Below are 15,660 nucleotides of genomic sequence, written 5' to 3' on the forward strand. Positions count from 1 at the left end.
GCAGCATCTTGCCGTCGAGCGAGAAGCGCGAGGTGCCGTCGGGCATCAGCCCCTGGCCCTGGGTGGCGCGCACCGCCTGGCACAGGTTGGTCTTGCCCGAGCGGCAGAACTTGCACTGGCCGCACTCGGCGGTATAGAGCGGGATGACGTGATCGCCGGGCTTGACGCTGGTGACGCCCTCGCCCACCGCTTCGACGATGCCGGCCCCTTCGTGGCCCAGCACCGAGGGAAACAGGCCCTCGGGGTCGGCCCCGGAAAGCGTGAAGGCGTCGGTGTGGCACACACTGGTCGCGGCGATGCGCACCAGTACCTCCCCAGCCTTGGGACCTTGCACATCGATCTCGGTGAGTTCGAGCGGCTTACCCGCTTCGAGGGCGACGGCGGCACGCGACTTCATGCAAATCTCCTGATGTCCTGATGTCCTGATGTATTATCGCAACCCCTATCAGTTTAGGTTCGCCCAACGTTATGATGATAGGGAAACGACGACACAACATTATTTCAGCTGTGCAACGATGAGGCGCCAATGGCTCACTGGGACGGCATCGAAGCCTTCGTGGAAGTGGTCCGGCTGGGCACCTTCGCCGCGGCCGCACGCCAGCTTCATGTATCCAATTCCCACATCAGTCGCCAGGTAGCTCAACTCGAACAGGAGCTGGGGCTGCCTCTGCTCTATCGAACCACGCGCCAGATCCATCTCACCGATGCTGGCGAACGTTATTATACGCGCTGCCGCGAACTTCTGGATGGCTTTCGCGAGGCTGAAACCGCCCTGCAGAGCTTGCAGGAGCGGCCCCACGGAGTGCTACGGCTCAGCTGCGCCACCACTTTCGGCGAGCGCTTCCTTGCGCCACTGGTCAACGACTTCCTACGTCTGCATCCCCAGCTCGAGATGCGCCTGCACCTGACCAACCGCCAGGTGGATGTGATCGACGAGGGTTACGATGTGGTCATTCGCATGGGCACCCTGCAGGACTCATCACTGATAGCACGCCGCCTGTGCGAGCGGCGCGAATTCGTCGTTGCCTCTCCCGACTACTTTCAGGGCGTGTCGCAGCCCCACTCGATCGCAGAACTGGTTCACCACCGTTGCCTGATCGGCTCGCGCGATGTCTGGCGCTTCGACATCGATGGACTGCACCGTGAGGTTCGCGTGCAGGGGCCATGGCAGGCCAACTCGGGCCCCGCCTTGCTCGATGCCGCACTCAAGGGGCTGGGGCTGGCACAGCTGCCCGACTATTATGTCATGCCCTATCTCGCCAACGGCAATCTGACCGCGGTCCTCACGCGCTTCCAGTGCCGCGATGCGGGGGTGTGGGCGGTCATGCCTCGACACCGCCAGCATGCCGCCAAGGTACGCCAGTTCGTCGACTACTTGGTGGAACATCTCCCCGCCCGGCTGGAGCAGGCCTGTCGCTCTACTGTGGAATGAAAAAAGCGCCCCGCAGGGCGCCAGGAAGAGGCCTAGCCGACGTCTTCACTTGAAGTTCTTGCGGTACATTTTCATCGCCTCACCCACGATGCCGCTGCGGAAGCTGAGCACACAGATCACGAAGATGACACCGAGAATCGGGCCAACCCAGTTGCCCAGCGGCGACTGCGCCAGCAAGTGTTGCAGGCTGACCACCAACCCCGCCCCCACCACCGGGCCAAACAGCGTACCCACCCCGCCCAGGAGCGTCATCAGGATCACTTCGCCGGACATGTGCCAATGCGCATCGGTGAGCGAGGCGAGCTGGAACACCACGGTCTTGGTGGAACCGGCCAGGCCGGCCAGACCGGCCGAAAGGATGAACGCCACCAGCTTGTAGGCATCGACGTTGTAGCCAAGCGATACGGCCCGCGGTTCGTTCTCCCGGATCGCCTTGAGCACTTGGCCGAATGGCGAATGCACGGTGCGCTGGATCAGGGCAAAACCGAACAGGAACACGGCGAAGACGAAGTAGTACATGGCCAGGTTGCTGCGCAGGTCGACGATGCCAAGCAGGTGTCCCCGCGGGACCCCGTGCAGGCCATCCTCGCCGCCGGTGAAGGGCGCCTGGATATAGAAGAAGAACACCAGTTGCGCCAGGGCCAGCGTGACCATGGCGAAGTAGATGCCTTGGCGGCGAATCGACAGTGCGCCGAAGATGGCACCCAGCACCACGGCCGCAGCCGTACCGATCAGCATCCCCAGCTCGGGGGTCAGAGCCGGATAGCTTGCCAGCAAATAGCCTGTCACGTAGCCCCCGGTCGCCAGGAACGCCGCATGACCGAAGGAAAGCAGGCCGGCGTACCCCAGCAGCAGATTAAAGGCACAAGCGAACAGGGCGAAGCACAGCACCTTCATCAGGAACACCGGATAGGCGACAAAGGGCGCTACCAGGCCGATGGCGATCAGTACCAGGTAAAAGACATTGCGACGCAGGCTGGCGCGACGCTCGCGCTTCATCGACGGGGTCAGGGTCTGAGTCGTGGCCATGTCGTCATGCCTCCTTGCCGAAGAGTCCGGCGGGTCTGAGCAGCAATACCAGGATCATCACCAGGAAGATCACGGTATTGGCCGCCTCTGGGTAATACACCTTGGTCAGGCCTTCGATCAGCCCCATCGCCAACCCGGTGACGATGGCTCCCAAGATCGAGCCCATGCCGCCGATTACCACCACGGCGAAGACCACGATCAGCAGGTTGGAGCCCATGGTCGGCGAAACCGGATAGAGCGGTGCAGCCAGCACCCCGGCAAAGGCGGCCAGCGCCACGCCGAAGCCATAGGTCAGCGTGACCAGCAACGGCACGTTGACGCCGAATGCCTGCATCAGTGCCGGATTCTCGGTACCAGCCCGCAGATAGGCACCGAGCCGTGTGCGCTCGATCATGTACCAGGTGGCGAAGCACACGACGACAGCAGCCAGCAATACCCAGGCGCGGTACTTGGGCAGGAACATGAAGCCGGTCTGATAACCGCCCTGCAGCAATTCAGGGGTCGGGTAGCGCGCCCCGGACACGCCGAAGAAATTGACCAGCGACCCCTCGAAGATAAGCGCCAGGCCGAAGGTCAACAGCAGGCCATAGAGATGGTCGAGATGGCCGATGCGGCGCAACAGGACTCGCTCGATCACCATGCCGAACAGGCCCACCGCCAGCGGCGCCAAAAACAATGCCGCCCAGTAGTTGATTCCCAGGTAGCGCATGCCCAGCAGCGTGGCGAACGCCCCCAGCATGTACATGGCTCCATGGGCGAAGTTGACGATCTTCAGCAGGCCGAAGATCACTGCCAGCCCAAGGCTCAGCAGGGCGTAGAAGGCGCCGTTGATCAGACCCAACAGAAGCTGGCCCATGAATACCGCCAACGGCACGCCGAATATCATCGTCATGTCAGGTTCTCCTCGCCGTCAGAGGGACGGCGGCCTCAGCCGCCGCCAATCGTGCGTGCTTCAGTTCTGCACCAGCTTGCACTGGCTCTCCGAAAGCGGGCGGTAGGCCTCTTCGGCGGGAATGGAAGTCAGGATCTCGTAGAGGTCCCACTCATGGGTGGAAGCATCCGGCGACTTCACTCGCGCCAGATACATGTCGTGCACCATGCGACCGTCTTCGCGAATACGACCGTTGCGGGCGAAGAAGTCGTGGATCGGCTGGCGCATCATGTGCTCGCGCACCGTCTGGGCGTCATCGCTGCCGGTGGCCTGTACGGCCTCCAGGTAGTGCATGGTACTGGAGTAGATACCGGCCTGGACCATGGTCGGCATGCTGCCCACACGCTCGTAGTAACGCTCGGCCCACTCGCGAGACTCGTCGTCCATGTTCCAGTACCAGCCGGTGGTCAGCAGCAGCCCTTGGGTGGTATCGAGCCCCATGGCATAGACGTCGTTGAGGAAGACCAGCAGGCCGGCAAGCTGCTGACCGGCTTCCACCACCCCGAACTGGCTGGCGGTATTGATGGCATTGACGGTATCGGCCCCGGCGTTGGCCAGGCCGATGATTTCGGCTCCGGAACCCTGGGCCTGGAGGATGTAGGACGAGAAGTCGTCGGTGGGGAACGGGTGGCGAACGCCGCCCACCACCTCGCCGCCGCTCTCTTGCACGACTCGACTCACATCGCCTTCCAGGGCGTGGCCAAAGGCATAGTCGGCAGTGAGCATGAACCAGCTGTTGCCGCCTTGATCGACGATGGCCTTGGCGGTGCCGTTGGCCAACGGATAGGTGTCATAGACCCAATGAATGTGATTCGGCGTACAATGCTCGTTGGTGATGCTGGAAGCCGCTGAGCCGGAAACGATACCCAGGCCACCGTTCTCCTCGATCACCTTGGTCGCAGCAATGGTCACCGAAGAGGCTACCAGGCCCGCCACCATGTCCACATTGCGGGTGTCGTACCATTCCCGCACGGTATTGGCGCCGACATCGGCGCTGTTACGGTCGTCGGCACTGAACACCTCAATGGGCGCCCCGTTGACGCTGCCACCGAAGTCCTCGATCGCCATGCGCAGCGCCTCCAGACCGCCCGGCCCAGCCAGGTCGCGATAGGTACCGGACATGTCGGCCAGGTAGCCGATGCGCACGGCACCATCGCTGATCTCGGCCTGGGCGGCAGTCGCCATGGCGGCGGTGGTGGCAATGGCAATGCTGCTGGCGAGGGTCTTCCTGATGAAGGTCATTTCCGTCTCCAAAGCCCAGTCGGGCAGTTTGTTGTTATCACGCACCCTGCAAGGACGCGTTTGGTTGTGGTTACGAGAACAATGTCGTGCTGTTGTGCTTCTTATGTTCCGCAAGGTGCGGATGGGTAATGACTCGCCTGTTCGTAGCAGGACGTGCCATTTTCCTCAGGCCAAGCGGCTAGACGCCCAGCAGGGAATTCAGGTGGTCGCGCCTGGATGGCAGCTCGGCAGCACTGATTTCCTCGACGATGCGCCCGTGCTCCATGACGTAGTGACGGTCGGCCAAGGGCGCGGCAAAACGGAAGTTCTGTTCCACCAGTACGATGGTCATGCCACGGTCGCGCAGCTTGACGAGAACCTCGCCAAGCTTCTGCACGATGACCGGCGCCAAGCCTTCGGTAATCTCGTCGAGCAGCAGCATTCGCGCCCCGGTGCGCAGAATACGAGCCATGGCCAGCATCTGCTGCTCACCGCCGGAAAGGCGCGTGCCCTGGCTACGGCGGCGTTCGTAGAGATTGGGGAACATTTCGTAGATTTCGTCGATCGACATCCCACCCGAGCGCACCGTGGGCGGCAGCAGAAGATTCTCTTCCACGTCGAGGCTGGCAAAGATACCTCGCTCCTCGGGGCAGTAACCGATCCCCAGCCGCGGGATACGGTGGGGCTTGATACCGATGGTTTCGGTACCGTTGATCACGATCGAGCCGGTACGTCGCCCCACCATGCTCATGATTGCCTTGAGCGTGGTGCTGCGTCCGGCGCCGTTGCGCCCCAGCAGGGTGACCAGCTCGCCGCGGCGCACCTTCAAGTCGACCCCATGCAGGATGTGCGATTCGCCATAGAAGGCATGCAGGTCGCGAATACGCAGCATTTCAGCACCGTCGTGGTCTCGATATTCGGGACGCGTCGGCCGTTCGATCACCTGATTCATGCGCGGGCCTCCTCTATCGCAGCTTCGCTGCCCATGTAGGCTTCCCGTACCTGCGGGTCGGCGGAAACCGTCTCGTAGTCCCCCTCCGCCAGCACCGCCCCGCGAGCCAGTACGGTAATTCGATCGCACAGCCGGCTCACCACGCTGAGATTGTGCTCTACCATCAGCACCGTACGCCCCTTGGCCACGCGCCGTATCAGCTCGACGATACGATCGACATCTTCCGCGCCCATGCCCTGGGTCGGCTCGTCGAGCAGCATCAAGGTTGGGTTCATGGCCAGAGTGGTCGCCACTTCCAGGGCACGCTTGCGTCCGTATGGCATCTCCATGGTCAGCACATCGGCATAATCCCGCAGGCCCACCTCGTCGAGCAGCTCGATGGCCCGTTCATTGAGGTGCTCGAGGGTTCGCTCGGATTTCCAGAAATGGAACGAGGTGCCGATCGGTCGCTGTAGCGCCACTCGCACGTTTTCCAGCGCGGTCATGTGGGCGAACACTGCCGATATCTGGAAGGAACGCACCAGGCCCATGCGAGCAATCTCGTTGGCCTTCATGCCGGTGATCGGCTTGTCCCGATAGAGAATCTCGCCCCGGGTTGGCGGCAGAAATTTGGTAAGGAGATTGAAGACGGTCGTCTTGCCGGCGCCATTGGGGCCGATCAAGGCGTGAATATGCCCCTCCCGGACCTGCAGGTTGACGTCGTCCACAGCGGTAAAGCCGCGAAACTGCTTGGTCAACCCGCGAGTTTCCAGTATGAACTCCTGGGTCATGAGACGTCCTCTCTGGATCGCCGTGGCGATCCATGCTGATTGTTGTCGTTGTCGTGAAGGCGATGGCTGGCTGGCCTCGCCAGGACTTCTAACCTTTACGTTAACGTAAGCTAGAGGACAGAATCTCTCGGAGCAATAGCCGAAGGGCCGAACTCGACCAATGGCGTAGAGACATCGACACTTCAGTAGCTTGCGAATGAAAAACGCGATGCTGCCAAGGCATCGCGTCGAGAGGGAGGGCTCGGCAGGGTGGCTGGCGCCACCCTGCCGTTTTCAGCATTCGATGGCGTTGACCGCAAGGCCGCCGCGTGAGGTTTCCTTGTACTTATCCTGCATGTCGCGCCCTGTATCCCGCATGGTGCGGATCGCCTTGTCGAGAGAGATGAAATGCTCTCCATCACCACGCAGCGACATCTGTGCTGCGTTGATCGCCTTGACCGAAGCGATGGCGTTGCGCTCGATGCAGGGCACCTGGACCAGGCCGCCCACCGGATCGCAGGTCAGCCCGAGATTGTGCTCCAAGCCGATCTCGGCGGCATTTTCCACCTGGGCAACGCTGCCGCCCATGACCTCGGCCAGCCCGGCGGCCGCCATGGCGCAGGCCGAACCGACCTCACCCTGGCAGCCCACCTCCGCCCCTGAGATAGAAGCGTTCTTCTTGCACAGGATGCCCACTGCGGCGGCGGCCAGCAGGAAATCCACCACGTTGCGCTCGCAGGCGCCGGGCTGGAACTTCATGTAGTAGTGCAGCACGGCCGGAATGATGCCGGCAGCCCCGTTGGTCGGCGCCGTCACCATGCGCCCACCGGCTGCATTCTCCTCGTTGACCGCGAGGGCAAAGACGTTGACCCAGTCCATGGCACCGAACGTAGAGGCGATCAGGCTCTGGTCGTCGCGCGTCGCCAGCAGGCGGCGATGCAGTGACGCGGCCCGCCGCTTGACGTTGAGCCCGCCGGGAAGTACGCCTTCCTGCTCCAGGCCACGCTGCACACAAGCTTGCATGGCCTGCCAGATCTGCCACAGCCCATCGCGCACTTCCTGCTCGCTGCGCCAAGCCTTCTCGTTCTCCAGCATCAGCTCGCTGATACGCATGTCGTGCATGCGGCATAGCGCCATCAGTTCAGCTGCCGAGCTGAAGTCGTAAGGCAGCACGGTATCGTCCTGGTCCAGCTCGCCCCGCTCGGCCTGCACCTCATCGATGACGAAGCCGCCACCGATCGAATAGTAGGTGTTGCTCCACAGCGTTTCGGCATGGCCGTGAGCCACCAAGGTCATGGCGTTGGGATGATAGGGCAGGCATTCGTCGTGCCACTGCATGTCACGTGACCAGAGGAAGGGAATCGCCAGGCGGCCGTCGAGCATCAGAGTGCTGGCTTCGAGCAGCTCTTCGATGCAAGGCGCAACGATGGCGGGATCGATCCGGTCGGGACGTTCGCCCATCAGCCCCATGATCACGGCAAGATCGGTGGCATGCCCCTTGCCGGTAGCGCTCAAGGAGCCGAACAGCTTCACCTCGATGCGAGCCACCCTTTCGAGCAGACCCTTCTCACGCAGCGCCTGAACGAAGTCATAGGCGGCGCGCATCGGCCCCACGGTGTGGGAACTGGATGGACCGATACCGATCTTGAACAGATCGAAGACACTGATTGCCATGGATCACCTCGTCGCTCGCCGCTCAATCACTTCATGCCATGCTTGGTTTATGGCCATACTTGGCTTATGGATCAGCTTGACTAAAACATGTTTGCCTTAGGGCATTGATGATCTTATGTTGGTGGCGAATGAGGCCAATGGACAAACGAGAATAACTGCTTTGAGGTATAGCAAAACTAAACCATGAGCCGACTGCTGCATGCCCAGACCCATGCCTGGCTGAAAGTCTTTACTGTCAGCGCCCGCCATCTCTCCTTCACCCGCGCGGCAGAGGAGCTGCACGTCACCACCGGCGCAGTGAGCCAGCAGATCAAGCAGCTCGAGGAACGGCTCGGCTTCAGGCTCTTCCGCCGCCTGCCCCGTCGCCTGGAGCTCACTGATGAGGGCAAGCGGCTGGCCGCCGTGGTCGACGAGGCCTATCAGGCGGTCGGTCTGGAGGTGAAGCGCCTACGCAGCGGCGTGATGAGCGGCGTGATTCGCCTGCGCAGCGTGCCGGCATTCCTTAGCATGTGGCTGATGCCACGCCTGCCGCGCCTGCAGGCCCGCTTCCCCGATATCGAGCTTCACGTGGTGGCCGAGGACAGCAGCCTGTCATTGCGGGAGGGGGAGTTCGATCTGGCCATCGACCTGAACGACGGCCACTACCCGGGATTTGCCATTACCCCTCTGATGGAGGAGGTGATCTTTCCCGTCTGCGCTCCGGCGCTGATGCGACGCCGGCCTGCGCTGTCACGCCCCGAGGAACTGGCCTGGTACCCGCTGCTGCATGACGTCACCGCCTGGCGCGGTGGGCATCCCTACGCTGAGTGGGAGCACTACCTGCATGCCATCGAAGCCCCTCCGCTCAATGTGCGACGCGGCTATACCTTCAACCGTCACCGGCTGGCGCTGGAGGCAGCCATCGCCGGCCTGGGCGTCTCCATCGCTCGCCAAGCGCTGCTCACCAATGAACTCAAGACAGGCACCTTGATCGCCCCTTTCCCCGAGCGCATCCCCACCGGCAAGCGCTACGGCATCGTCCATCCCAGCGGCGCGCTGGACGATCGTCGGGTGGCCGCGGTGCACGACTGGATCGTCGAAGAGGCTAGACGGCTAGGCAGCATAGATACGTGACGATATAATGACATACACCTTTGTATGTTACGTTCGAGACCCATGCCTCCCGACTCCCTTCACCAGCCCATCAGCTTCACCGCCGCCTTTCTACGCGCCACGTTGTACATCCTGCTGCTCGCCGCCCTGACCCAGGGCACCTACCTCGAAGCGCTCCACCTGCCCACGGTACGCTTTTCCGAGTATGGCTTCACCGAGCTTGCTCAGAGCGTGCTGCTGCTCATGGCATCGCTGCTGCTACTCTACGTGCGGCACAGCCTGAAAGTGATGCCCACGGTCACGCTGCTGCTATTCGCCTTCACCTTCAGCTCCTTCATCCGCGAGCAGGACTACTGGCTGGATACCTATGTGGCCAACCACACCTGGAAGGTACTGGTGACCCTCGTGATCGCGCCCACCCTTTACTGGGTGGCTCGTCGGCGGCGGCGCTTCGTGGAGGAGTTCCGCCACTACAGCAATACCTTCTCCTTCGGCATGTTCGCCGCTGGGGTACTGGTGACCTATGTGTTCTCCCGGCTCTATGGCCGCACCATATTCTGGCAGGCGGTGCTGGAAAAGAACTATGTGCGCGACTTCAAGAATGCCGCCGAGGAGGTGGTGGAGCTGCTCGGCTATGCCTTGATCCTGATTGCCATCGTCGAACTCGCGCTCCTGGCCAGACGCTGGCGCACAGCCCAACGCTGAACCCAGCCAGCACGACCTTTCCGCTGCAACTATCGTCTCTTCATAGCCTGCCGGTCGGCCCTCTGCTTGACCGGTCTGCTTGCCCCCTGCCCCGAAAGTCGATTTGCAGACGAAGCCATATCAAAGTAATGTCGCGCGCCAAGCCATAAAGGCAAAAAATTCCACTGCAATATTCGCATATAAAGAGTTTTCCAATGCCTACTTTATCCCAACGCAGCGAACGCCTACGGCGCGGCGCTTTCACTCGCTTTCTCGACAGCGTGGAGTGGCTGGGCAACCTGTTGCCGCACCCGGTAACGCTTTTCGCCCTGCTCTGCGTCATCGTGGTCGTCGCCAGTGGCATTGCCGGCGCCCTGGACGTCTCGGTCGCCGATCCTCGACCAGCCAACGAAGGCGAACGCCTGGCGGTCAATTCTCTGCTCAATGCCGAAGGGCTACGCCGCCTGGTCACCGAGATGGTGACCAATTTCACCGGTTTCGCCCCTTTGGGCACGGTACTGGTCGCCATGCTCGGCGTGGGCGTGGCCGAGCATTCCGGGCTGCTCTCGGCCAGCATGCGCGCCCTGGTGCTGGACCGTTCGCCGCGCATCGTCACCTATGCCGTGGTTTTTGCCGGCATCATGTCCAACATGGCCGCAGAACTCGGCTATGTGGTACTGATTCCGCTGGCGGCGATGATCTTTCACTCCCTCGGCCGCCATCCACTGGCGGGGCTCGCTGCCGCTTTCTGCGGCGTCTCCGGCGGCTACAGCGCCAATCTGCTGATCGGTACCGTCGACCCCCTGCTCTCCGGCATCACCCAGGAGGCCGCCCGCCTACTCGACCCGAGCTACAGCGTAGGCGCCGAGGCCAACTGGTTCTTCATGATCGCCAGCACCTTCGTGGTGACGCTGATCGGCGGCCTGGTCACCGAGCGTATCGTCGAGCCCAAGCTCGGCAAGTTCGATGCCACCCAGGCCGCGGACGACATCGACGGCCAGCGCATGGAAGGCCTGTCGAGCGAAGAGAAGCGCGCCCTCAAGGGCACTGGGCTGGCGACGCTGGCCATCGTGGCGACACTTGCCGCCATGGTGGTACCCGCCAACGGCATCCTGCGTCATCCGGAAACCGGCGCCATCAGCGGCTCGCCTTTCCTCAGCGGTATCGTGGTCATCGTGGCGGTCTCGTTCAGCGTTCTCGGCTTCATCTATGGCCGCCTTGCCGGCACCATGCGCGGCGACCGCGACATCGTCGACGCCATGGCACGCAGCATGAGCAGTCTTGGGCTCTATATCGTGCTGGTGTTCTTCGCCGCCCAGTTCGTGGCACTGTTCAATTGGAGCAATTTCGGTACCGTGATCGCCGTGGCCGGCGCCGATCTGCTGCAGACGCTGGGGCTCCGCGGCCCGCTGCTGTTCGCGCTGTTCATCCTGATGTGCGCCTTCGTCAACCTGTCGCTGGGCAGCGCCTCGGCCCAGTGGGCCGTCACCGCGCCGATCTTCGTGCCCATGCTGATGTTGATGGGCTATGCCCCCGAAGTGATTCAGGCCGCCTACCGTATCGGCGACTCCGTGACCAACCTGATCACACCGATGATGAGCTACTTTGGCCTGATCATGGCGGTGGCCGCCCGCTATCGCAAGGATCTCGGCATCGGCACCCTGGTGGCACTGATGTTGCCCTACACCCTGTTCATGCTGGTCGGCTGGAGCCTGCTGTTCTTCGTCTGGGTGTTCCTGTTCGGCTTGCCGGTGGGCCCGGGATCGGCCACTCACTACGTGCTCTGACGCAAGGCCCCTACGCCGCACCGCCCGCGGTGCGGCCGAAAAAAACCGCGGCTACAGGGCCGCGGTTTTTTTCGGGGGGCGCTACTCGCTCAGTCGTCGAGGAACGAGCGCAGCGGCTCGGAGCGGCTCGGATGGCGCAGCTTGCGCAGAGCCTTGGCTTCGATCTGACGGATCCGCTCGCGGGTGACGTCGAATTGCTTGCCAACCTCCTCGAGGGTGTGATCGGTATTCATGTCGATGCCGAAACGCATGCGCAGCACCTTGGCCTCACGCGCGGTGAGCCCGCCCAGCACGTTGCGCGTCGCCTCGATCAGGCCTTCCCCGGTAGCCAGATCGACCGGCAACTGCATGGTGCTGTCCTCGATGAAATCGCCCAGATGGGAGTCGTCATCGTCGCCGATGGGCGTCTCCATGGAGATCGGCTCCTTGGCGATCTTGAGCACCTTGCGCACCTTGTCCTCAGGCATCTCGAGACGCTCGCCGAGCTCCTCCGGCGTCGGCTCGCGGCCCATTTCCTGCAGCATCTGGCGCGACACGCGGTTGAGCTTGTTGATCGTCTCGATCATGTGCACCGGGATACGGATGGTCCGCGCCTGGTCGGCAATCGAGCGGGTGATCGCCTGACGGATCCACCAGGTGGCATAGGTCGAAAACTTGTAGCCGCGACGGTACTCGAACTTGTCCACCGCCTTCATCAGGCCGATGTTGCCCTCCTGGATCAGATCCAGGAATTGCAGCCCGCGGTTGGTATACTTCTTGGCGATCGAGATGACCAAACGCAGGTTGGCCTCGACCATCTCCTTCTTGGCACGGCGCGCCTTGGCCTCGCCAATGGAGAGCCGGCGATTGATCTCCTTGAGTTCCGCCACCGGCAGTTGGACCATCTCCTCCTCGAAGGCGATACGGCGCTGGGCACGCTGGATATCGGCACGCAGAGGCTCCAGGCGCTCGGCGAACTTGGCATTCTCGGAGGAGAATTCTTCGACCCATTCCTGACGCGACTCGTTACCCGGAAACGCCTTGATGAAGCTCTTGCGCGGCACCTTGGCCTTCTTGACGAAGAGCTGCATCACCGCCTTTTCCTGAGTGCGGATCTGCTCGACACTGATACGCACCTGACCGACCAGACGCTCGAAGTGCTTGGGTACCAGCTTGATCGGCGAGAACAGTTCGGCCAGACGCTCCATCTCGGTCCGGGCTTCAGCACTGTTGCGCCCATGCTTGGCCAAGACGTCGCGCACCAGCTCGTTCTGGGCACGGATCTGTTCGAAGCGCGCTCGGGCCTCTTCGGGGTCGGGACCGCCGGAGCTATCGTCCTCGGTCTCGGTATCGTCGTCTTCGTCGGAACTGTCGTCGTCGACGACATTGTCGGCGCCGATCTCGGGCTCAGGCTCTTCGGCCTCGGCCACTCCGGGTATACCTTCGTCAGGATCGATGAAACCCGAGAAGAGATCGGAAAGACGTCCAGGGGCCTCTTCGTCCTGGGTAGCGTCATACGCTTCGAGAATCGAGTCCACCGCGCCGGGCAGCCAGGCCAGGGCCGACATCACCTCGCGCGTACCCTCCTCGATGCGCTTGGCGATCTCGATTTCCCCCTCACGGGTCAGCAGCTCCACGGTGCCCATCTCGCGCATGTACATGCGCACCGGGTCGGTGGTACGACCTACATCGCTCTCTACCGCAGCCAGAGCAGCCACGGCTTCTTCGGCGGCGGATTCGTCGGCGGAGTGATCAGACATCATCAGGGTATCTTCATCGGGAGCTTCCTCGACGACGCTGATGCCCATGTCATTGATCATGCCGATGATGTCTTCCACCTGATCGGGGTCGGCAATATCCTCGGGGAGGTGGTCGTTGACCTCGGCATAGGTCAGGTAACCCTGTTCCTTGCCACGCGCGATCAACTCCTTCAGACGTGACTGCTGCTGCGTATTTCCAGCCATAGAAACCCTATCTCGACGAAGAAGAATGAAGCACCTGAAGCGCTGGGGTGGAGAAAACTCATGAAGCCCAATAGTATAGCGGGAAACATTGCAAGCCCGCCAGTACAGCCCCATTTGCTCTATCGCTCAGGTGTGCTAGCTCGTCTGGTTGTGCTGCCGCAGGGCCCAGTCCATGCGCCCTATATGGTGATGGCAGAAAAGAATTCAACCCCACCGCCATCCGTGCCATTGCTTCTCAACTTCCCGCTCTCAATTTCCCAGTTCGGCCAACAGCGTCATGAGCTGCTGTCGCTCCTCGGGCGAAAGCCGCTCCCCCGCCCCCTGCTTCGCCAGCAGGGCATCAATCCGTTCCTGGCGGGATGGCCGCATCTGGTGCCGACGAAAGTACTCGACCAGACCATCGAGTTCCTCGGCTCTGGCAGCGCGGGGAATCAACAGCTCGCGCCGAGCCAGCGCCGCCAGCCGCTCGCCCTGAGCGCTGCCCTGGAAGTGGGCCAGCACCACCTGGGGGCTGCGGTAACGACCGGCCCTCAGCAACCGAATCAGCTCGCGGCACAGCACGCCATCCCCATCCCTCTCGGGACACCAGTCGCTCTCGACGGGCAGCCGCTCGACCAACGCTGGCTCATGCACCAGGAGTTGCAACACGCGCGCCACCAGGCTCAGCGAGCCGCCACCCGCTGGCGGCGCATCGCTCGTCGCGCCCTGCTCAACGGGCCCTGCCACGGGCGGCACCGCTGGCCCGACCGGCGCCACGGCCGCCTCCCGCTCCTGCGCCATGAGCGCCTCGAAGCGAGACTGATCGACCCCGGTACGGCGCGCGAGTTCCGCCAGCAACACCGTCTGCAACATGCCTTGAGGCAGCCGCTGTGCCGCCTTGAGCACTTGACTGGCAAAGCGCTCGCGCTCCTCCACCCGTGACAGGTCGCGCCCACGTGATGCCTGATCGAACAGGAACTCGGACAGCGGGCTGGCACAGGTGATGCGATCCTCGAAGGCTTCGGGCCCTTCGTGACGCACCAGCGTATCCGGGTCCTCCCCTTCGGGAAGGAATAGGAAACGCGCCTCGCGGCCGTCGATCATCTGCGGCAATACCGTCTCCAGCGCACGGCTGGCCGCCTGGCGCCCGGCCTTGTCGCCGTCGAAGCAGAACACCACTTCGTTGACCATGCGAAACAGTCGTGCCAGGTGCTCCTCGCTGGTCGAGGTGCCCAGGGTGGCCACGGCGTTGCGGATGCCGAACTGTGCCAGCGCCACCACGTCCATGTAGCCCTCGACGATGACCACCCGCTCCAGCCGCGGATTGGCCTGCCTGGCCTCGAACAATCCGTAGAGTTCACGCCCCTTGTGAAAGACCGGCGTCTCGGGCGAGTTAAGATACTTGGGTTTGGCATCTCCCAGCACCCGGCCGCCAAAGGCAATGGTCCGTCCGCGCACGTCGCGAATCGGGAACATCACCCGGTCGCGGAAACGATCATAGGTCCGCCCGCTCTCCTCGCGCTGCACCAGCAGGCCGTATTCGACCTGCACCGCTTCGGCAATGCCCCTGGCACTCAGGTGACGCTTGAGCGCCTCCCAGTCATCCGGGGCATAACCGATCCCGAAGTCCCGCTGTACCTCTTCCGAGAGGCCGCGCCGGACCAGGTAATCCCGCGCTGGCTGCCCCTCCGGCATCTTCAGCCGCTCACGGAAGAAGCTGGCTGACAGCTCCAGCAGATTGACCCCTTCCTGACGCTTGCGCTCGCGGGCCTGGGCACGCGGATCATCGGCGCCTTCACGCGGCACTTCGAGCCCCAGCCGCGAAGCCAACTGCTCCACGGCCTCGGGAAAGCGCAGCTTGTCGTATTCCATCAGGAAGCGCAGGGCATTACCGTGAGCGCCACATCCAAAGCAGTGATAGAACTGCTTGTCGGCGCTGACGGTGAAGGACGGCGTCTTTTCCTGATGAAAGGGGCACAGCCCCGAATAGTTGCGCCCGGCCTTCTTCAGCTGCACTCGTTCGCCCACCACTTCGACCACGTCGACACGCGCCAGCAGGTCATCGATGAAGCGCTGAGGGATCTGGCCGGCCATGCGGGTCTTGCCACCTCCCGGCGGGGCAGATGAGGGAATGGAATGGAGCGGTCGCGAAAGACAAGCGGCCACCTGACGGCAGCCGCTTGGTCA

The 15,660-nt window shown here is 62.6% G+C and carries 13 protein-coding genes; 4 read left to right on the forward strand and 9 right to left on the reverse strand.

The genetic code is table 11. From position 1 onward, the window contains the following. Nucleotides 1-397 (reverse strand): alcohol dehydrogenase catalytic domain-containing protein (locus HOP51_RS08850; protein ID WP_234273572.1); only part of this gene is annotated, 397 nt, incomplete at its 3' end. 129 nt (nucleotides 398-526) lie between these two features. Here HOP51_RS08850 and HOP51_RS08855 point away from each other — a divergent pair. After that, nucleotides 527-1,432 (forward strand): LysR family transcriptional regulator, encoded by a 906-nt coding sequence (locus HOP51_RS08855; RefSeq protein ID WP_234273573.1) that lies wholly within the window; start codon nucleotides 527-529, stop codon nucleotides 1,430-1,432. A gap of 45 nt (nucleotides 1,433-1,477) precedes the next feature. Here HOP51_RS08855 and HOP51_RS08860 read toward each other — a convergent pair whose 3' ends face one another. The 6 genes from HOP51_RS08860 to HOP51_RS08885 all read right to left on the reverse strand — a co-directional run bounded on the left by HOP51_RS08860 (nucleotide 1,478) and on the right by HOP51_RS08885 (nucleotide 7,988). Continuing rightward, the gene (locus tag HOP51_RS08860) at nucleotides 1,478-2,461 is read right to left on the reverse strand and encodes a branched-chain amino acid ABC transporter permease (RefSeq protein WP_234273574.1); all 984 of its coding nucleotides are present in this window, start codon (nucleotides 2,459-2,461) and stop codon (nucleotides 1,478-1,480) included. 4 nt (nucleotides 2,462-2,465) lie between these two features. Then, the gene (locus HOP51_RS08865; protein ID WP_159550156.1) at nucleotides 2,466-3,353 is read right to left on the reverse strand and encodes a branched-chain amino acid ABC transporter permease; all 888 of its coding nucleotides are present in this window, start codon (nucleotides 3,351-3,353) and stop codon (nucleotides 2,466-2,468) included. A gap of 60 nt (nucleotides 3,354-3,413) precedes the next feature. Further along, nucleotides 3,414-4,634 carry an ABC transporter substrate-binding protein gene (locus HOP51_RS08870; protein WP_234273575.1) on the reverse strand — a complete coding sequence of 407 codons (1,221 nt, stop codon included), beginning with the start codon at nucleotides 4,632-4,634 and terminating at the stop codon, nucleotides 3,414-3,416. 178 nt (nucleotides 4,635-4,812) lie between these two features. After that, nucleotides 4,813-5,565, reverse strand: coding sequence for an ABC transporter ATP-binding protein (locus tag HOP51_RS08875; RefSeq protein ID WP_234273576.1), 753 nt, complete (start codon nucleotides 5,563-5,565; stop codon nucleotides 4,813-4,815). Further along, nucleotides 5,562-6,335 carry an ABC transporter ATP-binding protein gene (locus HOP51_RS08880; protein WP_234273577.1) on the reverse strand — a complete coding sequence of 258 codons (774 nt, stop codon included), beginning with the start codon at nucleotides 6,333-6,335 and terminating at the stop codon, nucleotides 5,562-5,564. Before HOP51_RS08880 ends, HOP51_RS08875 begins: the two co-directional genes overlap by 4 nt. A 273-nt stretch (nucleotides 6,336-6,608) precedes the next feature. Further along, nucleotides 6,609-7,988 carry an L-serine ammonia-lyase gene (locus HOP51_RS08885; protein WP_234273578.1) on the reverse strand — a complete coding sequence of 460 codons (1,380 nt, stop codon included), beginning with the start codon at nucleotides 7,986-7,988 and terminating at the stop codon, nucleotides 6,609-6,611. Nucleotides 7,989-8,171: 183 nt separating this feature from the next. Between HOP51_RS08885 and HOP51_RS08890 the strand changes: the two genes are divergently transcribed. The 3 genes from HOP51_RS08890 (at nucleotide 8,172) to HOP51_RS08900 (ending at nucleotide 11,551) form a co-directional block, all read left to right on the forward strand. Continuing rightward, the gene (locus HOP51_RS08890; RefSeq protein ID WP_234273579.1) at nucleotides 8,172-9,101 is read left to right on the forward strand and encodes a LysR substrate-binding domain-containing protein; all 930 of its coding nucleotides are present in this window, start codon (nucleotides 8,172-8,174) and stop codon (nucleotides 9,099-9,101) included. A 42-nt stretch (nucleotides 9,102-9,143) separates the two neighbouring features. Further along, on the forward strand, nucleotides 9,144-9,785 hold the full coding sequence (locus tag HOP51_RS08895; RefSeq protein ID WP_234273580.1) for a hypothetical protein: 642 nt from the start codon (nucleotides 9,144-9,146) through the stop codon (nucleotides 9,783-9,785). A gap of 194 nt (nucleotides 9,786-9,979) precedes the next feature. Beyond that, the gene (locus HOP51_RS08900; RefSeq protein ID WP_234273581.1) at nucleotides 9,980-11,551 is read left to right on the forward strand and encodes an AbgT family transporter; all 1,572 of its coding nucleotides are present in this window, start codon (nucleotides 9,980-9,982) and stop codon (nucleotides 11,549-11,551) included. Nucleotides 11,552-11,640: 89 nt separating this feature from the next. On the opposite strand, the gene rpoD is transcribed toward HOP51_RS08900, so the two are convergent. Together rpoD and dnaG are read right to left on the reverse strand one after the other, a co-directional pair. Next, nucleotides 11,641-13,494, reverse strand: a complete 1,854-nt coding sequence (gene rpoD / locus HOP51_RS08905) for an RNA polymerase sigma factor RpoD (protein ID WP_234273582.1) — start codon at nucleotides 13,492-13,494, stop codon at nucleotides 11,641-11,643. A gap of 249 nt (nucleotides 13,495-13,743) precedes the next feature. Further along, on the reverse strand, nucleotides 13,744-15,567 hold the full coding sequence (gene dnaG / locus HOP51_RS08910; protein WP_234273583.1) for a DNA primase: 1,824 nt from the start codon (nucleotides 15,565-15,567) through the stop codon (nucleotides 13,744-13,746). Nucleotides 15,568-15,660 lie beyond the last annotated feature (93 nt).

The organism is Billgrantia zhangzhouensis, assembly GCF_021404465.1.
Taxonomy (GTDB): Bacteria; Pseudomonadota; Gammaproteobacteria; order Pseudomonadales; family Halomonadaceae; genus Halomonas; species Halomonas zhangzhouensis.

Bases quoted from the DNA above. Each gene is read 5' to 3' on its own strand.
- HOP51_RS08855 (WP_234273573.1), top strand. From the start codon at position 527: ATGGCTCACTGGGACGGCATCGAAGCCTTCGTGGAAGTGGTCCGGCTG.
- HOP51_RS08860 (WP_234273574.1), bottom strand. From the start codon at position 2,461: ATGGCCACGACTCAGACCCTGACCCCGTCGATGAAGCGCGAGCGTCGC.
- HOP51_RS08865 (WP_159550156.1), bottom strand. From the start codon at position 3,353: ATGACGATGATATTCGGCGTGCCGTTGGCGGTATTCATGGGCCAGCTT.
- HOP51_RS08870 (WP_234273575.1), bottom strand. From the start codon at position 4,634: ATGACCTTCATCAGGAAGACCCTCGCCAGCAGCATTGCCATTGCCACC.
- HOP51_RS08875 (WP_234273576.1), bottom strand. From the start codon at position 5,565: ATGAATCAGGTGATCGAACGGCCGACGCGTCCCGAATATCGAGACCAC.
- HOP51_RS08880 (WP_234273577.1), bottom strand. From the start codon at position 6,335: ATGACCCAGGAGTTCATACTGGAAACTCGCGGGTTGACCAAGCAGTTT.
- HOP51_RS08885 (WP_234273578.1), bottom strand. From the start codon at position 7,988: ATGGCAATCAGTGTCTTCGATCTGTTCAAGATCGGTATCGGTCCATCC.
- HOP51_RS08890 (WP_234273579.1), top strand. From the start codon at position 8,172: ATGAGCCGACTGCTGCATGCCCAGACCCATGCCTGGCTGAAAGTCTTT.
- HOP51_RS08895 (WP_234273580.1), top strand. From the start codon at position 9,144: ATGCCTCCCGACTCCCTTCACCAGCCCATCAGCTTCACCGCCGCCTTT.
- HOP51_RS08900 (WP_234273581.1), top strand. From the start codon at position 9,980: ATGCCTACTTTATCCCAACGCAGCGAACGCCTACGGCGCGGCGCTTTC.
- rpoD (WP_234273582.1), bottom strand. From the start codon at position 13,494: ATGGCTGGAAATACGCAGCAGCAGTCACGTCTGAAGGAGTTGATCGCG.
- dnaG (WP_234273583.1), bottom strand. From the start codon at position 15,567: ATGGCCGGCCAGATCCCTCAGCGCTTCATCGATGACCTGCTGGCGCGT.